19 protein-coding genes are annotated in these 17,175 nt (G+C 67.5%); 14 read left to right on the forward strand and 5 right to left on the reverse strand.

Going from position 1 to position 17,175, the window contains the following annotated elements:
- Window positions 1-8: 8 nt before the first annotated feature.
- Both VGX25_RS07505 and VGX25_RS07510 read right to left on the reverse strand, forming a co-directional pair.
- Window positions 9-254: a DUF397 domain-containing protein gene (locus tag VGX25_RS07505; RefSeq protein ID WP_414635726.1), complete on the reverse strand. Its 246-nt coding sequence runs from the start codon at window positions 252-254 to the stop codon at window positions 9-11.
- Entirely contained in the window at window positions 251-1,111 is an 861-nt protein-coding gene (locus tag VGX25_RS07510) for a helix-turn-helix transcriptional regulator (RefSeq protein ID WP_326916881.1), read from the reverse strand. Before VGX25_RS07510 ends, VGX25_RS07505 begins: the two co-directional genes overlap by 4 nt.
- A 418-nt stretch (window positions 1,112-1,529) precedes the next feature.
- Between VGX25_RS07510 and VGX25_RS07515 the strand changes: the two genes are divergently transcribed.
- The 8 genes from VGX25_RS07515 (at window position 1,530) to VGX25_RS07550 (ending at window position 7,149) form a co-directional block, all read left to right on the forward strand.
- Window positions 1,530-1,769 (forward strand): hypothetical protein, encoded by a 240-nt coding sequence (locus tag VGX25_RS07515; protein ID WP_326916882.1) that lies wholly within the window; start codon window positions 1,530-1,532, stop codon window positions 1,767-1,769.
- Between the two features lie 40 nt (window positions 1,770-1,809).
- The gene (locus VGX25_RS07520; protein ID WP_326916883.1) at window positions 1,810-2,463 is read left to right on the forward strand and encodes a hypothetical protein; all 654 of its coding nucleotides are present in this window, start codon (window positions 1,810-1,812) and stop codon (window positions 2,461-2,463) included.
- Between the two features lie 121 nt (window positions 2,464-2,584).
- Window positions 2,585-2,914, forward strand: a complete 330-nt coding sequence (locus VGX25_RS07525) for a hypothetical protein (protein ID WP_326916884.1) — start codon at window positions 2,585-2,587, stop codon at window positions 2,912-2,914.
- 363 nt (window positions 2,915-3,277) lie between these two features.
- On the forward strand, window positions 3,278-3,538 hold the full coding sequence (locus VGX25_RS07530; protein ID WP_326916885.1) for a hypothetical protein: 261 nt from the start codon (window positions 3,278-3,280) through the stop codon (window positions 3,536-3,538).
- Window positions 3,535-4,197, forward strand: a complete 663-nt coding sequence (locus VGX25_RS07535) for a sigma-70 family RNA polymerase sigma factor (protein WP_326916886.1) — start codon at window positions 3,535-3,537, stop codon at window positions 4,195-4,197. Before VGX25_RS07530 ends, VGX25_RS07535 begins: the two co-directional genes overlap by 4 nt.
- On the forward strand, window positions 4,194-4,976 hold the full coding sequence (locus tag VGX25_RS07540) for a hypothetical protein (protein WP_326916887.1): 783 nt from the start codon (window positions 4,194-4,196) through the stop codon (window positions 4,974-4,976). The genes VGX25_RS07535 and VGX25_RS07540 overlap by 4 nt, the downstream gene beginning before the upstream one ends.
- A complete protein-coding gene (locus tag VGX25_RS07545; protein ID WP_326916888.1) occupies window positions 4,976-5,827 on the forward strand; it encodes a helix-turn-helix transcriptional regulator in 852 nt (283 codons plus the stop codon). The genes VGX25_RS07540 and VGX25_RS07545 overlap by 1 nt, the downstream gene beginning before the upstream one ends.
- A 521-nt stretch (window positions 5,828-6,348) precedes the next feature.
- Window positions 6,349-7,149 carry an SAM-dependent methyltransferase gene (locus tag VGX25_RS07550; RefSeq protein WP_326916889.1) on the forward strand — a complete coding sequence of 267 codons (801 nt, stop codon included), beginning with the start codon at window positions 6,349-6,351 and terminating at the stop codon, window positions 7,147-7,149.
- On the opposite strand, the gene VGX25_RS07555 is transcribed toward VGX25_RS07550, so the two are convergent.
- A complete protein-coding gene (locus tag VGX25_RS07555) occupies window positions 7,146-9,527 on the reverse strand; it encodes an EAL domain-containing protein (protein ID WP_326916890.1) in 2,382 nt (793 codons plus the stop codon). The two genes, VGX25_RS07550 and VGX25_RS07555, sit on opposite strands and share 4 nt — an antisense overlap.
- Complete coding sequence (locus tag VGX25_RS07560) at window positions 9,524-10,144, reverse strand: sigma-70 family RNA polymerase sigma factor (RefSeq protein WP_326916891.1); 621 nt, start codon at window positions 10,142-10,144, stop codon at window positions 9,524-9,526. The genes VGX25_RS07555 and VGX25_RS07560 overlap by 4 nt, the downstream gene beginning before the upstream one ends.
- A gap of 548 nt (window positions 10,145-10,692) precedes the next feature.
- On the opposite strand from VGX25_RS07560, the gene VGX25_RS07565 reads away from it, so the two are divergent.
- On the forward strand, window positions 10,693-11,505 hold the full coding sequence (locus tag VGX25_RS07565) for an SAM-dependent methyltransferase (protein WP_326916892.1): 813 nt from the start codon (window positions 10,693-10,695) through the stop codon (window positions 11,503-11,505).
- A 522-nt stretch (window positions 11,506-12,027) separates the two neighbouring features.
- On the opposite strand, the gene VGX25_RS07570 is transcribed toward VGX25_RS07565, so the two are convergent.
- Window positions 12,028-12,192, reverse strand: a complete 165-nt coding sequence (locus tag VGX25_RS07570; protein WP_326916893.1) for a hypothetical protein — start codon at window positions 12,190-12,192, stop codon at window positions 12,028-12,030.
- On the opposite strand from VGX25_RS07570, the gene VGX25_RS07575 reads away from it, so the two are divergent.
- The 5 genes from VGX25_RS07575 to VGX25_RS07595 all read left to right on the forward strand — a co-directional run bounded on the left by VGX25_RS07575 (window position 12,187) and on the right by VGX25_RS07595 (window position 17,038).
- Entirely contained in the window at window positions 12,187-12,882 is a 696-nt protein-coding gene (locus tag VGX25_RS07575; RefSeq protein ID WP_326916917.1) for an SDR family oxidoreductase, read from the forward strand. The two genes, VGX25_RS07570 and VGX25_RS07575, sit on opposite strands and share 6 nt — an antisense overlap.
- Before the next feature lie 61 nt (window positions 12,883-12,943).
- A complete protein-coding gene (locus VGX25_RS07580; RefSeq protein ID WP_326916894.1) occupies window positions 12,944-14,266 on the forward strand; it encodes a sensor histidine kinase in 1,323 nt (440 codons plus the stop codon).
- Window positions 14,263-14,937: a response regulator transcription factor gene (locus tag VGX25_RS07585; RefSeq protein ID WP_326916895.1), complete on the forward strand. Its 675-nt coding sequence runs from the start codon at window positions 14,263-14,265 to the stop codon at window positions 14,935-14,937. The genes VGX25_RS07580 and VGX25_RS07585 overlap by 4 nt, the downstream gene beginning before the upstream one ends.
- Window positions 14,938-15,008: 71 nt before the next feature.
- Window positions 15,009-15,893, forward strand: a complete 885-nt coding sequence (locus tag VGX25_RS07590) for an ABC transporter ATP-binding protein (RefSeq protein WP_326916896.1) — start codon at window positions 15,009-15,011, stop codon at window positions 15,891-15,893.
- Window positions 15,893-17,038, forward strand: a complete 1,146-nt coding sequence (locus VGX25_RS07595) for an ABC transporter permease (protein WP_326916897.1) — start codon at window positions 15,893-15,895, stop codon at window positions 17,036-17,038. The genes VGX25_RS07590 and VGX25_RS07595 overlap by 1 nt, the downstream gene beginning before the upstream one ends.
- Window positions 17,039-17,175: the final 137 nt, after the last annotated feature.

The raw sequence follows: 17,175 nt of genomic DNA on the forward strand, positions 1-17,175 counted from the left end.
CGACTGGGTCAGCGGTCGAACTGGCCCTCCTTGACTGCCTTTAGCAACCCGCGCAGATCGGCGCGCAGGACCGGGCCGGTGGCGTTCTTGCTGTCCCGGACGGCACCGAGGGTATCGGCAATCTCGACACAATCATTGGGATCGCCACCTGAGTAGCTGCTCTTGCGCCAGCGGACGCCGATCTCGACCCAGGCATTGCCGCCCCCGCCTGAGAAGCTGCTCTTGCGCCAGCGGACGCCGTTGTTGGTGATCATGGAGTCCGGAGTGCCCTTATCTGCTGGAGGATCAGGTCGGTGGTGTCGGTTGGCGAGAGTGCCAGTGCCGACACATCGTCGAACATGGTGGTGAAGCGCTTGACATCCTCAACATTGTCCACCCAGGCGCCGCCAGCCGGGTACTCGAGATACACGCCTGGCGCATCGGCTGCGTCGGGGTAGTCGATGACGACGCAGGACCCGTTCATAGTGCCGTAGGCACCAAGACTGAACGGGATCACCTGCACCGTGATGTTTGGCTTCGCAGCCACGACGAGCAAGTGCGCGAGTTGTTCGCGCATCACATCCGGCCCACCGACCGAGCGACGGATGGCGGCCTCGTCAATCACGGCATGCAAGATCAACGGGTCAGGCGGCCCCAGGAGCCTTTGGCGTCTCATCCGGGTAGCGATCACGTCGTCTTGCCGAGTTCCTTGGTCATAGAACCTGTGCGCGGCCCGGACTAGGGCACGGGCATAGTTCTCGGTCTGCAGCAAGGCAGGTAGAACGTACGGCGCGAGGGTGCGTTCCCGTACCGCCTCCCGCTCAGCGGTGACCAGTTCATGGAAGTCTCGTGGGACTGCCGATGGGAGCCGGACCGCGGGTGGTTCCTCCTTCGCGGCCTGCCACAATCGGGCTCCCTCGTCGAGTTCGGCGCCGGTCGCACCATAGAACTGCAGCAGGGTGCGCACCGGGCCCCAGTCGCGCACCAGCGCCGTGCCGGCCTCCCAGCGGTTGATCGTGCTCACCGATTTCCTCAGCTCGGCACCGGCGTCCGCCGGGTCCAGGTGTGCGCGCTCGCGCAGCTCGGCGAGGAACGCGCCGAACTGCCGCTTCGCCCTGGTTGGAGTCGCCACGGACAGTAGCCTACTTGGCGAGCCTTTACGTGTAGATGCACACGATCGACGTATAGACATGTGCGTGCGCACGTCTATATGGTCCGGATGTCGGCGGGGTCGTGCCCGCAAGGGATCGGGTCGCCACGTGGTGGTGAAGCGCCCGAGGCCCCGCCGGCGCCGCAGCCGGAGCGCACGTTGAACCTGAAGGGACGGGACCCGATGGGCCAGGAGTTGTTCACCCGCCTGATCCCCGACCCGCCGTCCGTGTTCCGTGCGCGCCGGCGGGCCGTTTCCCTTCCGCGCCCGGGAACGGCTCCCTGGTGTGTGACCGCCGCCTTCCTGGCCTTCGACGGCGGCACCACCATCGCACGGTGGCGGGGCCGGGTGTGCCCCCGAACTCCCGGCTCCGTCGCCCGCACCGAGCGAGGTGACATCGATGGATTCCCACCATCGCCGCGTCCGCTGCTGCGGGGATTGCCTCGGTGGCTATCACGACCTGGACAGCGAGAGCTGGCGTACGGATTTCCTGCGCCTGGTGCGCCGGCACTGCGTCTGCGAGGACTGCGACTGCACATTCCACAAGGTGATCATCGAGGAGCCACGATTCGACCAGCGGCACCACCAGCCCTTCGCGCGCCGGCGACGTCGGCGAGCCGGGCGCCGGCACGCCGCATGATCGACGACGCACTTGGCAAGATGTCCACAGTGGACGACCGGTGGGCAGTGCGGTGATGATGCCGCAAGCCCACATTCCTCACCAGACCGGATTGTTGCTGGCGTTGCAAAGGGTCCTGGGCGGCCGCGTCGCCGCCCACGGCCCCGAGCAGTTCTCCGATCACGGGCAACCGTTCCCCGACGTGCTCGTTCCGTTCCTGCGAGAGCTGTTCGAACACGGGCAGGTGCGGCTGGAGGACACGGACGATAGCGGCGAGCCATCCCGCGTTGTGCTGACCACCGCTGGCGCGATTCTGCTCGTCGAGCTCGAAGATCCTTCCGCCATCAGTGGGGAACCGCCAACCAATGAAACCGGGCTCACCCCAAGGGATCCACACGAGACGGGACACCGCCAACCGGATCCGGCGGTGACCGAAGCGCTCGCACTGCTCGACCCGAACGTGTGGCACATCTCCTACTCGACACCCAGGATGATCAAGGTCGAGCGCGAGTGGTCGGACGGCACGATCGACACGTTGGTCGTGCACAGTCCCGAGATCGCCTTCGCCTGGCGCCAACATCCCGTCAAGGGATTGGTCTGGCGCGACGAGGGTGCGGTCGGAGCCGTCGCGGCGGCGGTGAACGACCAACCGGCACCCGGGAAGCCGGATGCGCCCGATACGCCGTTGCCGGACCAGCCGGAGGGTTGGACGTGAGCACGCCCGTCGGGCCATCTGTCTCCCAGCCGCCGGCAGGTGCAGGCCTGCCCTTGGCGACACCGGCGCCTGTCACGTTCATCGGGCGAACCACGACGGGACGCACAGACGGGTATGTCCCGTGAATGGCGAGCCGGATCCGTTTGCCCCGGCCATCGAGCGGTTGGTGGCCGCCGGATGGCGGCTGGTACCGCAGATCGGTCACGGCACATGCGACAACGCCCTCCTTCGGACCGGCCGCCGGTTCACCGATGTGGTGATGATCCCGATTCTTGGCGATTCCACAGCGGTTCGGCTGCATGGCGGGCCCAGGCCGGGACAGCCACGCCACACAGGACAGGAGCGGTGGCGTCATCACATACCGCTCGAGGTGGCTCTCGAGTGGATCCTGAGCGACGCGGTCGACGACGCGTGGCTGGCCCGCGCGCACGGCAGGGATCCCTACCGGTGACCACAGTCCTTCGAGCGGATGGAGTCCATGTCGATCATGCAACGTGCCGTGCTGCGTCGGACCGGCGTCGCTGGGTTGCGCCGTCACGGCCACGCCATGCGCGTGCTCCACCCGGCGCTCAGCGCCGAGATCCCGGACATGCCGCCGGCACAGGCCGCACCAACAGGCGCCGGCGGTGGGGTTGATCATCGGCCGCTGCTTGGCCCGATGGCTGACCACGGTTCCCGGCTGTGTGGGTGGACACCTCGATCCTCCCCTAGTCCGACCATCGCGCCGTCGCCGGCGCCGTTCGGCTCAACGGCGGCATCACCTGTGCGACCACGAACGAACCGACCCAAAGTGCCGACAAGTAAGTGAGGTCCTATGTCTGGCGGAATCATCGTTGACTCCTTCGTGAAGATGGAAGCCGGCTGCCCGGTCACCGTCGACATCGTCGGTGAACAAGTGCAGTTCCGCTTCGGTGGGGAGCGGTCGTCGGGGTTGACCCTCGTGTTCAGCGAACCTGGCCTGGCGCAGTTGGCAGCCGTCTGCGCCGGCGCGCTCGAGTCCATGCGCTCGGCATCGGGCTCGGATCGATCAATGCCGAAACCGGCCGGGCGAGCAGAACCGGTTGCGCCGTCATGACTCGAACAGACCCTGAGCTTGTCGCCCGTGTCGCAGCCGGCGACGTTGCCGCCTACGGCGAGTTGTTCCGCCGGCACCGCGCGGCCGCCTACCAGTCTGCCCGCCGGCTGATGCGCAGCAAGGCCGATGCCGAGGACCTCGTGTCCGACATGTTCGTCGCGGTCCTCATGGCCATCCAGCACGGACGCCGCCCCGACCAGTTCCGCGCGTACCTGCTCACCGCGATCCGCCACGGCGCGTACGACCAATGCGCCGCAAGGAAACGCGACCGCGTCGTCAGCCTGCCCGCGGAGCCGGAACGGCACCTTGCGCTCATCGCAATCAGCGCCGATCCGGCCACGATGTCGTGGGACGTCGAGCCCATCCACCACGCCTTCCGATCCCTGCCACCACGCTGGCGCGCAGCGCTGTGGCTCACCACGGTCGAAGGTCGAAGCCCGGCCGAACTCGCGGCCCTGTTCCACCTCACCCCCAACGCGGCCGCTGCCCTCACCTGCCGCGCCCGCATGGGTCTACGCCGCGCGCACACCCAGATCAACGCCGCGCCCCCCGCCCTCACCACCACGTGCCCCCGACGAGATTCCCGATTCGACCGGTCATCACCAGCCGCGTCCCGAGCGACCAACCATCCCATCACCGCACATCGGGATGGGCCATGAACTCCACCACCGGCACCCGGATCAGGGTTGCCACCCTCGACTGCCGGCACGCCGGGGGGGTCGCCGGGCTCGGCCGGTCCAAGCTCGACACCGTGGTCGCCGCGATCGACGCGCTCGGGCCGGCACCTCAGGTCCTCGCCCTGACCGGGACGATCGGCCTGCGGCTGTTCAGCGACGCACCCCTGCTCGCGCTGACCCAACGGCTCAACGACCTGCTCTCCGACGGTGACCACTACCACCCCTTCCTCAGCGAGCGCCCAGGCACACGCAATCCACCCGGCCTGTGGCTGTCCGCCCAGCACCTCGATGTGGTCGCCGACCACCACCACACTGTCGAGGCGTTCATCGGCGGGGTACGCCTCTGGCTCAAAACCGTGCAATGGCAGCACTGCGACTCGTCCAAGGAAGCCTTCGCCCAGTCGTCGATGGACAGTCAACTTGCGACGGTGCCGGCAATCCTCCTCGGTAGCTTCATCACATCCGCCGACCTCGGCGACATGCCAGACGTCGATCGGGCCGAGACCCGGTTCAATATCGATGCCTTCCAGCGCCTGCTCGACACAGGATTCTGGGACGCCGCGCGGGCCGAAGCCGATCTCAACCCCCCGGTCGATGCACCCGGGAAGCCCTCGATCGCCCACATCGTCATCAGCCACCAGACACCTGCCCGCCTTGTGCCCGGCAGCTACATCACCGGCATCCATCCGGACCGTGCGGGGTCTGCCGGCGCCGCCTGCGACCTCGAGCTTCACCCGCTCGCCCAACAACGACCAGCCTGATGGACAGCTACGGCAACCCCGAAGTGACCATTCGTGGACGCGTGCTCGGAGACGAACTCCGGCGCAGACGCGAGGCTGCGGGATTGACCAAGGCCGAACTGGCCCGGCAGCTGCGCTGGTTGCCAAGCAAGGTCTCCCGTATGGAATCCGGTCGACGCGTGGCGTCCGAACTCCACACCGCGATCTACCTGGCAACCTGCCAGACGCCCGAACCGGACATCCGAGAAGCGCTCCACTTCCTCTACCGGCGCGACGACCACTGGCTCGAGCCGCACGCAGGAAGTCTGTCCGGCCAGCGACGCATCCTGATCACCCACGAGGCAGCAGCCACCGCGATCCATGACGTCCAACTCGCCATCATCCCGGACCTGCTCCAGACCGAGGATTACACCCGCGCTCTGCTCACCTCCACCGGCATACACCCGCCCGAGTCCGTGGAGTCGCACGTTCGCACCGTCAAGACCAGGCAGTTGGTGCTCCACCGCGACCACCCTCCACGGTGCACCTTCTTCCTGCACGAAAACGCACTACGGACGACCGTCGGCACAGCCGAGATCATGAACGAGCAGCTGCTCCACCTCGTGCTCACAGCCTTCCAGCCACAGATCAGCATCCGAGTCATCCCCGCCGCCCACGCGACGTGCCCGGCCACCCCGTTCCGCCTCCTGCACTGCCCAGACCAACAGCCCGTGACCCACATCGAGACCGGGACCGTCAGCCTCTTCCTGGAGAACCGGAACCTCACCCGCCAACACCGGACGATCCTCGACCAACTGAGGACATCTGCGCTTGACCCGGAGTACTCGCAATCATGGATTGCCCGAGCCGCATGCGATTTCGACTCAACCTAGTATCCACAGTGACTGAATGGCAGAGGCCATGTGGCGAATTGCCCCACACGGCAACCAGCTGCTGGTCATCCCGAGCGACAAGCCATGTCGGGCCGGGCGGACCACCGACTGGCGCAAGATACGTTCCGTTCGACCCAAGATCGTGTACTCGAGCTTGGGTATCCGATGTTTGCAGGGTCAGCGTTGGCGGGAGGAGATGTTGTGATCCGACTGCAACAGACATCGTGCTCGCCGCCGCTCGGTCGGCTCGTGACCGTGACCGAACCGCCGACCTGTTTGTCGTGCGTCAACACGTCCACTCGGCACCTGCCCTGTCGTGCGGAAGCGCTACGCCATAGTCCAAGTTGGACATTCCGCTGTGGCCGAAGTGCGCGGCGCCCTGCTCTGGCGCGGCCAGCCGTTTCCCATCGCGGCCGCGGACGCCATCTTGACTCGGGACGAGCCCACGTTCGTTGGATTGCGCTTCGCAATTGGTCCGGGAGCGACGCCATTGCGTCATCGACGAGGAGACCTGACAGCTGATGGACGCCAGTAGCCTGCGTGCGCAGGAAGAGACCGGTTCTGGTCAGATCCTGGTCGCATGGCATACCCGGTCCAGCCAGGCGCGCATCCACGATCACCTTCTCGGCGGGAGCCTCAACAACGCGCTGGACCGGACCCGGGCGCAGCACGTCCTGAAGGCCGATCCCCTGGCAGCCGAGCGGGCGCGGGCGCACCGCACGTTCCTGGCCTTCGCCGTCCGGCACATGCTCGCCCACGGCATCCGGCAGTTCCTCGACCTCGGTTCCGGCCTACCGACATGCGAACCGACGCACCGTGTCGCCGGCAGACTGGTCCGAGATGTCCGGGTCGTCTACGTCGACAACGATCCAGGCACGGTCGCGGCGAGTCAGCTTCTGCTGACGGACGTTCCCGGCGTCATCGCCGTCAACGCCGACGTCCGCGATCCTGACGCGGTATTCCAGCACCCCGGCGTGAGCGCCCTGGTCGACCTCGATCAACCCCTCGGCGTCCTGGTCGTCGACCTCCTGCACGCGATGTCCGACCTCGACCACCCAGCTACCGTCCTTACCCCCTACGTCGCCGTCCTGTCCCCGAACAGCCGACTCGCCCTCACCGTCCGCGCCGGCGCCGATCCGCGGCACCGCGAGACGCTTCGCGGCTGGCTGGGCGGGCTGCATCCCGTGGGCCACGGCATCGCGCCCCTGGGCCGGTGGGTCGGATCGGTCCTCGCTGCCGGAGTCGAGTCCGACCTTGCCACGATCGCCGTGCGAGTCCCGGGGAAGCGGGAGGCGCGCGGCGAGGCGCCGGTCAGCGGCTAACCTCCGGCCGCCGCGCACGGCCGTCGATGGGCGTCGTTGATGAGCTGTTCAAGATCGGCTGGTGTCTGGGGATCGCCCACGACGTGGCCCTGGATGTTGGTGGCGCCGTAGCGGCATGCCAGGTCCCTCTGGTATTCGTCGTTGATGTCGCGCAGGTCGACGTCCACCTTGAGATGGGTGCCCCAGTCGATCATCGCCTTGAGCGTGGTGGGACCGCTCTGCGCGGGGGTCCTTTCGAGCTCCGCGGTGAGGCGTGCGGCGATGGTGACACCCTGAAGGTAGAGCCGCGGCAGGAGATCGAACCTGCCGACGCCGGCGCCGAGGTCATTGAGATACAACCGAACCCCGCGGGAGGTAAGCTGGATGATCTCGCGTCTTGGCTCGCCATACGGGTCGATGATGCTGGACTCCCACACGGCAAGCTGGAGCCGGCTCGCGGGGAAGCGGTGCTTGTCCAGCACGGCGAAGATCTCGTCGACCAGCACCTTGTCGACTGTGCATCGGGCCGGAAGATCGACCCGTAGGAACGGGGCGAGGCCGCCGAGGGTGGCCCGCCATGCCATCGCATCCGCGAGAGCTCGGTCCAGACACCAGGGCACGACCGGCGCGGACAACCCGACGGCGGTCGCCAGGTTGATCAGCTCGGTGACCGGTATCGTCCGGCGTCCGGGATGGGTCCAGCTGGGGATGGCGTGCGCTCCGACGATATGACCGGTGTCCGCGCGCGCGATGGGCGCGTGCAGGATCGTCACCTCGCCCCTGCCGAGGGCGGCCGGCAGTTCGGCGAGAAGCTGATTGCGTTCCTGGTCGCGGTCGCGGCGAGTGGTCTCGACGACGGTGGTGCGGTCGTGCGCGGCCACCGGAAGAAGCGATCGGCCAAGGCTGTGCATCAGCTCGTGCACGGTGGTGCGTCCGGGGACGCCGTGGGCCGCCCCGACGGTTGGCGTGATGCACACCGCGGTCCCGTCGGTGACAGGCAGCGGATCGGCCAGCCGCTCGACGAGCCGTCTGATCATGTTGCTCGCGATGACCCAGCTTTCCGGCCGGATAACGACCACTGCGAACGTCGTCGGGTCGAGCTGCGCGAGCAGGTCCGTGCTCGCGGCGGCCTGGGTGGCGCGGGCGGTCAACGCTCGCAGGGCGTCGGCACCTGCGATGCGGCCGAAGGTCTCGGCGATACCGACAAGACCGTCGAGCCGGATGGCGTAGATACCGACCGTGCCGGTGCCCGGTGCGCCGGACAGCAGGTGGTCCAGCCGTTGCTCCAGGTAGCGACGATTGGGCAGGCCGCTGACGTGATCGTGGGTGGCCTTGTGCTCGAGCCACCGCTGCGTGAGGTGGTGCTCGGTGACATCCTCGAGCACGACGCGGATTCGCTCGCCGTAACGGGCAGGCATGGCCCAGAGCAACCGCATCCACTTCGGTTGCTCCAGGCCGGTGGCGGCGAGCGGAACGGCGGGAATGGAGCCGGACCGCTTGCCACCGAGGATCGCCGCGAACATGTGCTCGGCAATCAGGGCGTGCGCCTCACCGCCCAGGTAGAGGGTCAGATCGGTGCCACGCACAGCGGGCAGCGGCCGGTTCAACGCCGCCGCGAGCGCCTCGTTGGCTTCGATGACGCGCCCAGACGTGTCGAGTAGTCCCATGGCCACCGGCGAGCTGGTGAGCAACTTCTCGAACCGGTCCGCATCGTCCACCAGCGCCCGCCAATGCTTCGCCCGGGCATTCGACAGTGCCTCGACGATCTCCGCCTGCTCGCCGAGCGCGCGGTCGCGCGTGCCGGCCGTGTAACCCTCGACGACCTCTGCCAGCACGCCAATCCACCGCGGAACCGAATCGCCGGCACCCTCGCCTGCTTCGAAGCCGTCGGCGGACGTCACGGCCTGGAGGAACGGGGTGAGCAACTCGATCGTCCGCCGGAACGACACCTGATCAATATGTAGCGACGTGGCCAGCTGGACACCGATCTCCTGAACTGCTCGGTCGTCCAGCACGGCGCCGCTGACCTGTTCGGCCAACTCGAGGGCGAACCGGCGGAGCAGGTCTCGCAGATCTGCACCGCGGGAAACAGGACAGTCAATGGTCAACGCATCGAGCCATGCTTCGACCAGCGCATCTAACTGGGCCACAGTGGACCGACCGCGCCCTCCTTGACACGCGGTCGCTCCCATCCGGCCGTGAAGCTGTCCTCGGGCGTAGGTACCGGTGAACAGCGCGCGCAGGAACCGCTCGCTGTACTCCGGGTCGTCGTGCTTGGACGGAACGGCATGCGCGGCCTCGGACAGCTGCCGAAGTAGGCGATCTCCCTCCCGGATCCGGGCCGGACGCCACACCGTCAAAAACAGCCACCGCAGGAAGCACCGCAACGCTTCTTTCATGATTGATCCTCTCGGTCCGGACGGTTTTCCCGGTGGTGGGGAGGCTCTGCCTGGCGAGCGCGGTGGCGCCCGCGTTTGCGTGTTCGGGATCGACCGACGGACCGCGCAACGCGGTCGCGCGCCTTCTTCACGTACTCGGAGATGGTGGTCTCCTTGAGGGACATGACCTCGGCGATCTCCTGTTGAGTCCAGCCGGCGCACCATTGGGCCAGTGCGTCACGCATACGCTCCGGCAGCGTGCCCATGGCCTCGAGGCTGTTCAGCAGTTCGAGCCGGGTGTCCGCATCGGCGGCACGGGAAACCAGCACAACGTCACTCTCATTCGGCTCTACTGGTATGTCCTTGTTCTTGCGGCGCCAGTAGTCGATCGCCGCATTCTTTGCAGTAGTGAGGAACCATGGAATCGGATCAGGTATGAGCCGAACCTCATGCCAGTGGTGCCACGCTTTGAAGAAGATGTCGCTCACAATCTCATCGGCCACGTCGGCCTGGAACCGGCAGTACCGAACCAGAACATATCGGTGCAGGAATGGCTTGAGTGCACGATACGCGTGGGTGAACTCTTCCTCGTAGTTGGCGGGTGGCGGCGTGCCCGCGCCGCGTGGAACATCGGTCACCCTCCCGTGCCATGTCCCAGCAGGCGCTCACTTCCCACCAGCGATGACGTTCTCACCGACCAGAAGTCCCCGCTCCCGCGAACCCGGTTGACTTGCGCACATCCTGGCATCCATACGACATGGTCGAGAACCGCGATCATCGTCTTGCGGTGGCTACGTTCCAGGGCCAAGTCGCATATGAGCATCCACAGCCGACGTCCGGCCGACCGACCTCCCGCCCCGACTATCGCGAGTACGGCAGCCGCCACGGTCATCAGCGTCAACGGAGCTCCTCCTTCCCATAGTTTTCGGCGAGCCACGAGGCTCATGCCTAGGAAGACGCGGGACACGGCGAGTTCTGGGTGTCATGTCACCCGGTTGGGTCTTCTCACCGCCCAAGGCCGCAGCCCACATGCGCAAAGTGGCATGCAGAGGGAGGAACCACAGCCCCGGTAACGCTCCGTGACCGCCGGACGACGAGAAGGCTGACCAGCTGTGCCCCATCCAGTGGACGGAAAAGCGAATGATCTCCGTTAGACTAAACGGTTGACGTTCGCGGGAGGAGTGATATGGCCGGCGATGCTCATCATCCTCGGACCACGAGCGGACATCCCAGCCTCGCCCGCGTGTATGACTATTATCTCGACGGCAGCCTCAACAGCGCAATCGACCGGCATCTGGCCGAAGAATTACAGGATGCTTGTCCCGCCATACCCCGGATCATCCAGCACCAGCGGATATTCCTCCGACGCTCCGTCCAGCACATGCTCCAGCTCGGCGTCCGACAGTTCATCGACCTCGGCTCCGGCTTGCCCACGGCCGGGCATGTCCATCATCTCACCTGTTCCTATGATCCGAACATCGCCGTGGCGTACGTCGACAACGACCCCATGGTCGTAGCCCACGGTCGAATCATTCTCGACTCAACACCCAACGCGGAAATATTCCACGCCGACCTGAGGCAGCCAAGTGAAGTCCTCCGCCACGACGGCGTGTGCGAGCTCATCGATCTCTCAGAACCGGTCGCCATCACCATGGTCGGCGTTCTCGAGTTCATCTCCGATCACGACAATCCCGCCGCGCTCATCGCCGACTACCGCGCTGCTTCCGAAGCCAAGACATTTATCGCCCTCACAATGTTGACGCACGCCAACGACCCCGACCGCCACCGCCAGCTCGAACACGCCGCCGAAATCTACCGCAGCGCCGGAGCTCAGCTGATCGTCCGCCCTCCCGAAACGCTCCACCGCTGGCTGGCCGGCATGACCATCGTCACCCCCGCCTCCCAATGGTCACCCGACGCACAGCCACCCCAGCCCCCTCAGCCCGACGCCGAACTCACCCTGTCTGCCCTCATCAAGCATCCCGCCACTTCGCAATGACCAGCCCGTGCCGGCAGATGCCTCCGGGGCAATAACGCGGTGAGAATCTCGTTGATCACGCCTGGTCCCACCGGCACCCATGGACCCCGCCGGCCAGATGACGAGCAGGAAACCGCACCCGCCGCCGCGCGGCGCGGCCCGCTCCCACCAGTAGGCGTCCCACGCGTACACCGGCCGCCCGTCTGCCGGTTCGACGACGCGCGGGAGAGCAGCACGTGGGCGAGCAGTACGCGGTGAACCCCGCCCACCGCAACAGGTCCATGCCATACGAACGCAGCGTGGCCACCGATCTCCCGGCCGCCAGCAACTCCCGCAAGAACACGGCCATGGGAGCAACCGAAGCACCGTCTCCGTCGTGCAGCCGGTAGGGCTCCCACTTGTCGTCCGTCGAGATGAGCTGCCCAGTGCGGGGCACAACAAGACAAGATAGATCCCTGTCCGCCTTCTTCGACTCGATCATTCGGGCAAGCTATCGGCACCCTCACCGCGCAACGTCAGGACCTGCCCAACTAGGCAGTTAGTTCAGTCAACCGGGGCATCCGCTGCCCTTTTCTGCGGCTTGATCCGGCGCAGGCCCCACACCTGGAGGCCATCGAGGCCAACGCCCGCGATCGGCTGGCCGAAGCCCGCGGCCAGCAGTGGCTGGGCGAAGTCGCCGCACTGGAAGAAAGCCTGCGTCACATCCAATCCAAACGCACCCAACTCGCACCTCAGTCACCGGCCCCTCGCATCGACGAGGCTGGCGAGGAAACCGCCAGGGCCGTCACCGGGACCGGAGCCGACGCGCTGTTCGTCCGCACCGATGTCACCTCACCGACCGATGTCGAGGCCATGGTGCAGACCGCGATGACCCGGTATGGCCGCCTGGACTGTGCGTTCAACAACGCGGGCATCGAAGGCGCGCACCAGCCGCTGGCGGACTCGACCGAGGAGAACTGGGACCGGGTCAATGCGGTCAACCTCAAAGGAGTCTGGCTGTGTCCGCGCTGCGAAGTCGCGCTGATGCAGCAATCCGGCGGCGGCGCGATCGTCAACACGTCATCGGTGGCCGGGTTGGTCGGCATCCCATTCGGACTCGCGGCCTACACCGCGGCCAAGCACGGGGTGATCGGCCTGACCAAAGCGGCGGCGTTGAAATATGCCACCGCCGGGATCCGGGTGAGCGCCATCTGTCCCGGCGGAATCCGCACCGCAATGATCGACCGGGCCATCGACGCGGGAATTCTCACCGCGGAAGCGGCCGCGGCATTGCAACCGGTCAACCGGCTCGGCATCCCTGAAGAAGTGGGCCAGACCGTCGCATGGCCGTGCTCCGACCAGTCCTCCTTGATCACCGGAGGGGTCCTCGCCATCGACGGTGGCTACGTAGCACGGTAACCGCGGATCATGATGGCCGGATCGCCTTGGCCGCAGCGCGCGGTGCGTTACCTTGACGCGCATGGGCAGCGCAGTCTCGACCGGCGACCGCGAGGTGGTGTGGAGCCGGTGGCAGCGGCCGTTCCCGACGCGGGCGCAGCGGCGGGTGGATGTTTGGACCGCGCTCGCCACGATGGCCGGCGCGACGGTGATGACCGTACTCGTGAACAGCCTCGGTGCGTTCGCCTGGGACGATGCTCCGGCACTGGCTGAGCAGCTCGGGTGGGTTGTGGCGTTGACCGCCCCGCTGGTCGTGCGGCGCCGGTTCCCACTGGCCGTGCTGATCGTCATCAGCGCGCTGTTCATCGGTGCGCAGGTACGGCACGTGGGCGACAACACCGTGCAGGCGGTCGTCCTCTTCCTCGTGATCTACACGGCCGGCGGCTGGATACGCAACCGCGTCGTCGCCCGATGGGCCCGGATCGCCGTGATCACGGTGATGTTCGGCTGGCTCGGGCTCGCGCTCGTGCACTACCTGGCTGAGCCGGCCCCGCCGTTCGCGGACGCGGCCGGGCCGCTGGATCCCCTCCTGGCCTCCGTGCTGTATTCCATCGTGGTCAACCTGGTGTTCCTGCTCGGTGCGTACTTCTTCGGCAACATGGCCTGGCTTTCGGCGCGCCGGCAGGCCGAGCTGGAACGCCGCGCCGAGCAGTTGCGGGAGTCGCAGGAGCAGAACCTGCGGGGCGCGGTCGTCGCCGAACGGGTGCGCATCGCACGGGATCTGCACGACGTGGTCGCCCATCACGTGTCGGTGATGGGCATTCAGGCGGCCGCCGCCCGGCGGGTGCTCGACACCGACCGCGAGCTCTCCCGCGACGCGCTGCGGACCGTCGAACAGACCGCCCGCTCGGCGATCGGCGAGCTGCGCGGGCTGCTCGGAGTGCTGCGCGCCGAGGACGCGGACGGGCCGGCCGAGACGCACCTGTCCGCGCCGGGGCTCGACCAGCTGACCGAGTTGGTGTCCGCCGCCCGGTCGGCCGGACTCGAGGTGGATCACGGCGTCTACGGCGACCCGCGGCCGTTGCCGCAGGGTGTCGCGCTGTCGGCCTACCGGGTCGTGCAGGAGGCGCTGACCAACGTCGTCAAGCATTCCGGCGCACACCGGGCGGACGTTCGCGTGCGGTATCTGGAAAGCGCGCTCGAGGTCGAGATCACCGACGACGGCCGGGGCGCGGCGGCCCGACGCCCGAACGGCAGCGGGCTGGGGTTGCTGGGGATGCGGGAACGGGTCGCGGTCCACGGCGGCGTGCTTGAGGCCGGCCCCCGGCGGGACAACGGCTTCCGGGTCCGCGCCTGCCTGCCGACCGCCGCGCCCGGATCCACTGAGGACGGTGCAGACGCGTGACGCTGCGGGTGGTGCTCGCCGACGATCAGGATCTGGTCCGGGCCGGCTTTCGCGTGATCCTCGGGGCGGAGGACGGCATCGAGGTCGTCGGCGAAGCCGGCGACGGTCTCGAGGCGGTGGACCTCGTCCGCCGCCTCGACCCGGACGTGGTGTTGATGGACGTCCAGATGCCCGGCATCGATGGGCTGGAGGCCACCCGCCGCATCCTCGGTTCCGACAGCCCGGTCAAGGTCGTGATCCTCACGACGTTCGACCGTGAGGACTACCTGTTCGAGGCGCTGCGCGCCGGAGCGAGCGGATTCCTGCTGAAAAACGCCTCGCCGGAGGACCTGGTGGAGTCCGTCCGGGTCGTCGCACGCGGGGATGCACTGCTGTCCCCGGAAGTCACCCGCCGGGTCATCGCCCGGTTCTCCGCGGCCGCCGGCTTCCCACCGAGGGCAACCGTGCCGGGACAGCGGCCCGCAGAGCTGACCGACCGCGAGTTCGAGGTGCTGGTGCTGCTGGCCCGCGGCTCCAGCAACGCGGAGATCGCCAAAGAACTGTTCCTCGGCGAGGCGACCGTGAAGACCCACGTGTCCCGGATCCTGGCCAAGCTCGGCCTGCGCGACCGTACGCACGCCGTCGTGTACGCCTACGAGCACGGGATCGTCGCGCCGGGCGGCACCGGGTAGATCGCGCGGAGGACCCGAAGATCGATCGCTGGCCGGACGACGCCCGCCCGCCCGCCGCCTACCGTCGTGGCATGTTGACCGTGACGGAACTCAGCCGGAACTTCGGCGAGCACAAGGCCCTCGACCAGGTGACGTTCGACGTGCGCGCCGGTCGGATGACCGGGTTCATCGGCGCCAACGGATCCGGCAAGACGACCACGATGCGGATCATCCTCGGCGTGCTCGCCGCGCACGGCGGCACGGTGACCTGGCACGGCGCGCCGATCACCCAGGCGATCCGGCAGCGGTTCGGGTACATGCCCGAGGAGCGCGGCCTGTACCCGAAGACGAAGGTGGCCGAGCAGATCACCTGGCTGGGCCGGCTGCACGGGCTGGACACCGTGACCGCGCGCGAGAACACCCGGCGACTGCTCGAGCAGTTGGAACTGGCCGAGCGGGCCGACGACAAGCTCGAGGAACTGTCGCTGGGCAACCAGCAGCGCGCGCAGATCGCCGCCGCGCTGGTGCACGACCCAGCCATGCTGATCCTCGACGAGCCGTTCTCCGGGCTGGACCCGATCGCCATCGAAACCGTACTCGGCACGCTGCGTCAGCGGGCCGCCGACGGCGTTCCGGTGCTGTTCTCCAGCCACCAACTCGGCCTGGTCGAACGGCTCTGCGACGACGTGGTGATCATCTCCGGCGGCGTGGTCAAGGCCAGCGGCGGGCGGGAGGAACTGCGGGCGAAATACGGGACGAAGCGGTTCGAGTTGATCGTCGACACCGATGCCGGCTGGCTGCGTGACCTTCCCGAGATCCGCATCGTCGACCTGGACGGTCCGCGGGCGGTGTTCGAGCCCACCGGCAACGGACGAACGGACCAGTTGGTGTTGCAGGCCGCCATGAAACGCGGCGCGGTACGCAGCTTCACACCGGTCGTCCCGTCCCTGAACGAGATCTTCAAGGAGGCGATCTGATGACCGTCACGACATCACCGGCGAAGCGGGCCACGCCGACCCAGCCGGTCACGGGAAGCTCGTTCCTGTCCTCGACGCGGCTGGTCGCCGAGCGCGAGGTCTTGACCATGCTACGGCTCAAGTCGTTCTGGATCGGCCTGGCTGTGATCCTGGCCGGGTTGTTCGCCCTGGCAATCCTGCCGGGCCTGAACGACGACGAGCCACCGAGCGTGGCCGCCGTCGGCCCGGAGGCGGCCCGGGTGCTGACCGGGACGGAACTGGAGGTGCGGCAGGTAGCCGACGTCGCCGCCGCCGAGGAACTGGTCCGGTCGGAGGAGGTGGACGCGGCCGTCGTCCCGGACACCACCGGCCAGTCGGCCACCGGCGTGCGCGTGGTGGCCCTGACCGACCCACCCGAGGACGTCGTCGTCGCGCTGGCCATCACGCCACCGGTGGATCTGCTGGACCCGTCCGAAAGCGCCTCCGACCAGCACGAGCTCGTGATTCCGGTCTTCGGGCTGGTGTTCCTGCTGTTCGGCACGGGCGGCATGACGATCGCGCAGAGCACGGTCACCGAGAAGCAGACCAGGATCGTGGAGATCCTGGTGTCGACGATCCCGGTGCGGGCACTGCTGAGCGGCAAGATCGTTGCGGGCGCGCTGCTGACCCTGGTTCAGGTGGTGGTGCTCGCGGTGGCCGCGCCGATCGCGCTGCGGCTCGGTGGGCAGTCGGAGGTGCTGGCCGCCGTCGCGCCCGCGCTCGGGTGGTTCGTACCGTTCCTCGTCCTGGGATTCGTCCTCCTGGCCGCGATGTGGGCGGTCGCCGGCTCCATGGTCAGCCGCCAGGAGGACCTCGGCTCCAGCATCGTCCCGCTCATGCTGCTCGTGCTGGGCCCGTACTTCGCCGTGATGATCTTCAACGACAACGCGACCGTGATGACCGTCCTGTCCTACGTGCCGTTCTCGTCGCCGCTCGCGATGCCGGTGCGGTTGTTCACCGGCGACGCGCAGGTCTGGGAGGCCCTGGCGGCGCTCACGCTGCTGGCCGCCTCGGCGGTCCTGGTCATGCTCCTGGCCAGCCGCCTGTACTCCGGGGCGCTGCTCCAGACCCGGGGCAAGATCAGCTTCGCCAATGCCTGGGCCAGCGTCGACCGACCGTCGTCCTGAGCCAGTCGGTCCACCGCATAGTCCGGCACTATCGAAGCCGATGGACAGCGCTGCGATGCGATGGATTGCCGAGCGCCGGGTCGACCTGACGGGCGATGGTCGGGTCGCTGACGCAGCGGCTCACCGACATCCAGGAA

The organism is Actinophytocola sp. (assembly GCF_035942955.1).
Classification (GTDB): Bacteria; Actinomycetota; Actinomycetes; order Mycobacteriales; family Pseudonocardiaceae; genus DASYTH01.

Coding starts and splice junctions, on each gene's coding strand:
- VGX25_RS07505 (WP_414635726.1), bottom strand. CDS start 254: ATGATCACCAACAACGGCGTCCGCTGGCGCAAGAGCAGCTTCTCAGGC.
- VGX25_RS07515 (WP_326916882.1), top strand. CDS start 1,530: ATGGATTCCCACCATCGCCGCGTCCGCTGCTGCGGGGATTGCCTCGGT.
- VGX25_RS07530 (WP_326916885.1), top strand. CDS start 3,278: ATGTCTGGCGGAATCATCGTTGACTCCTTCGTGAAGATGGAAGCCGGC.
- VGX25_RS07535 (WP_326916886.1), top strand. CDS start 3,535: ATGACTCGAACAGACCCTGAGCTTGTCGCCCGTGTCGCAGCCGGCGAC.
- VGX25_RS07540 (WP_326916887.1), top strand. CDS start 4,194: ATGAACTCCACCACCGGCACCCGGATCAGGGTTGCCACCCTCGACTGC.
- VGX25_RS07545 (WP_326916888.1), top strand. CDS start 4,976: ATGGACAGCTACGGCAACCCCGAAGTGACCATTCGTGGACGCGTGCTC.
- VGX25_RS07550 (WP_326916889.1), top strand. CDS start 6,349: ATGGACGCCAGTAGCCTGCGTGCGCAGGAAGAGACCGGTTCTGGTCAG.
- VGX25_RS07555 (WP_326916890.1), bottom strand. CDS start 9,527: ATGAAAGAAGCGTTGCGGTGCTTCCTGCGGTGGCTGTTTTTGACGGTG.
- VGX25_RS07565 (WP_326916892.1), top strand. CDS start 10,693: ATGGCCGGCGATGCTCATCATCCTCGGACCACGAGCGGACATCCCAGC.
- VGX25_RS07580 (WP_326916894.1), top strand. CDS start 12,944: ATGGGCAGCGCAGTCTCGACCGGCGACCGCGAGGTGGTGTGGAGCCGG.
- VGX25_RS07590 (WP_326916896.1), top strand. CDS start 15,009: ATGTTGACCGTGACGGAACTCAGCCGGAACTTCGGCGAGCACAAGGCC.
- VGX25_RS07595 (WP_326916897.1), top strand. CDS start 15,893: ATGACCGTCACGACATCACCGGCGAAGCGGGCCACGCCGACCCAGCCG.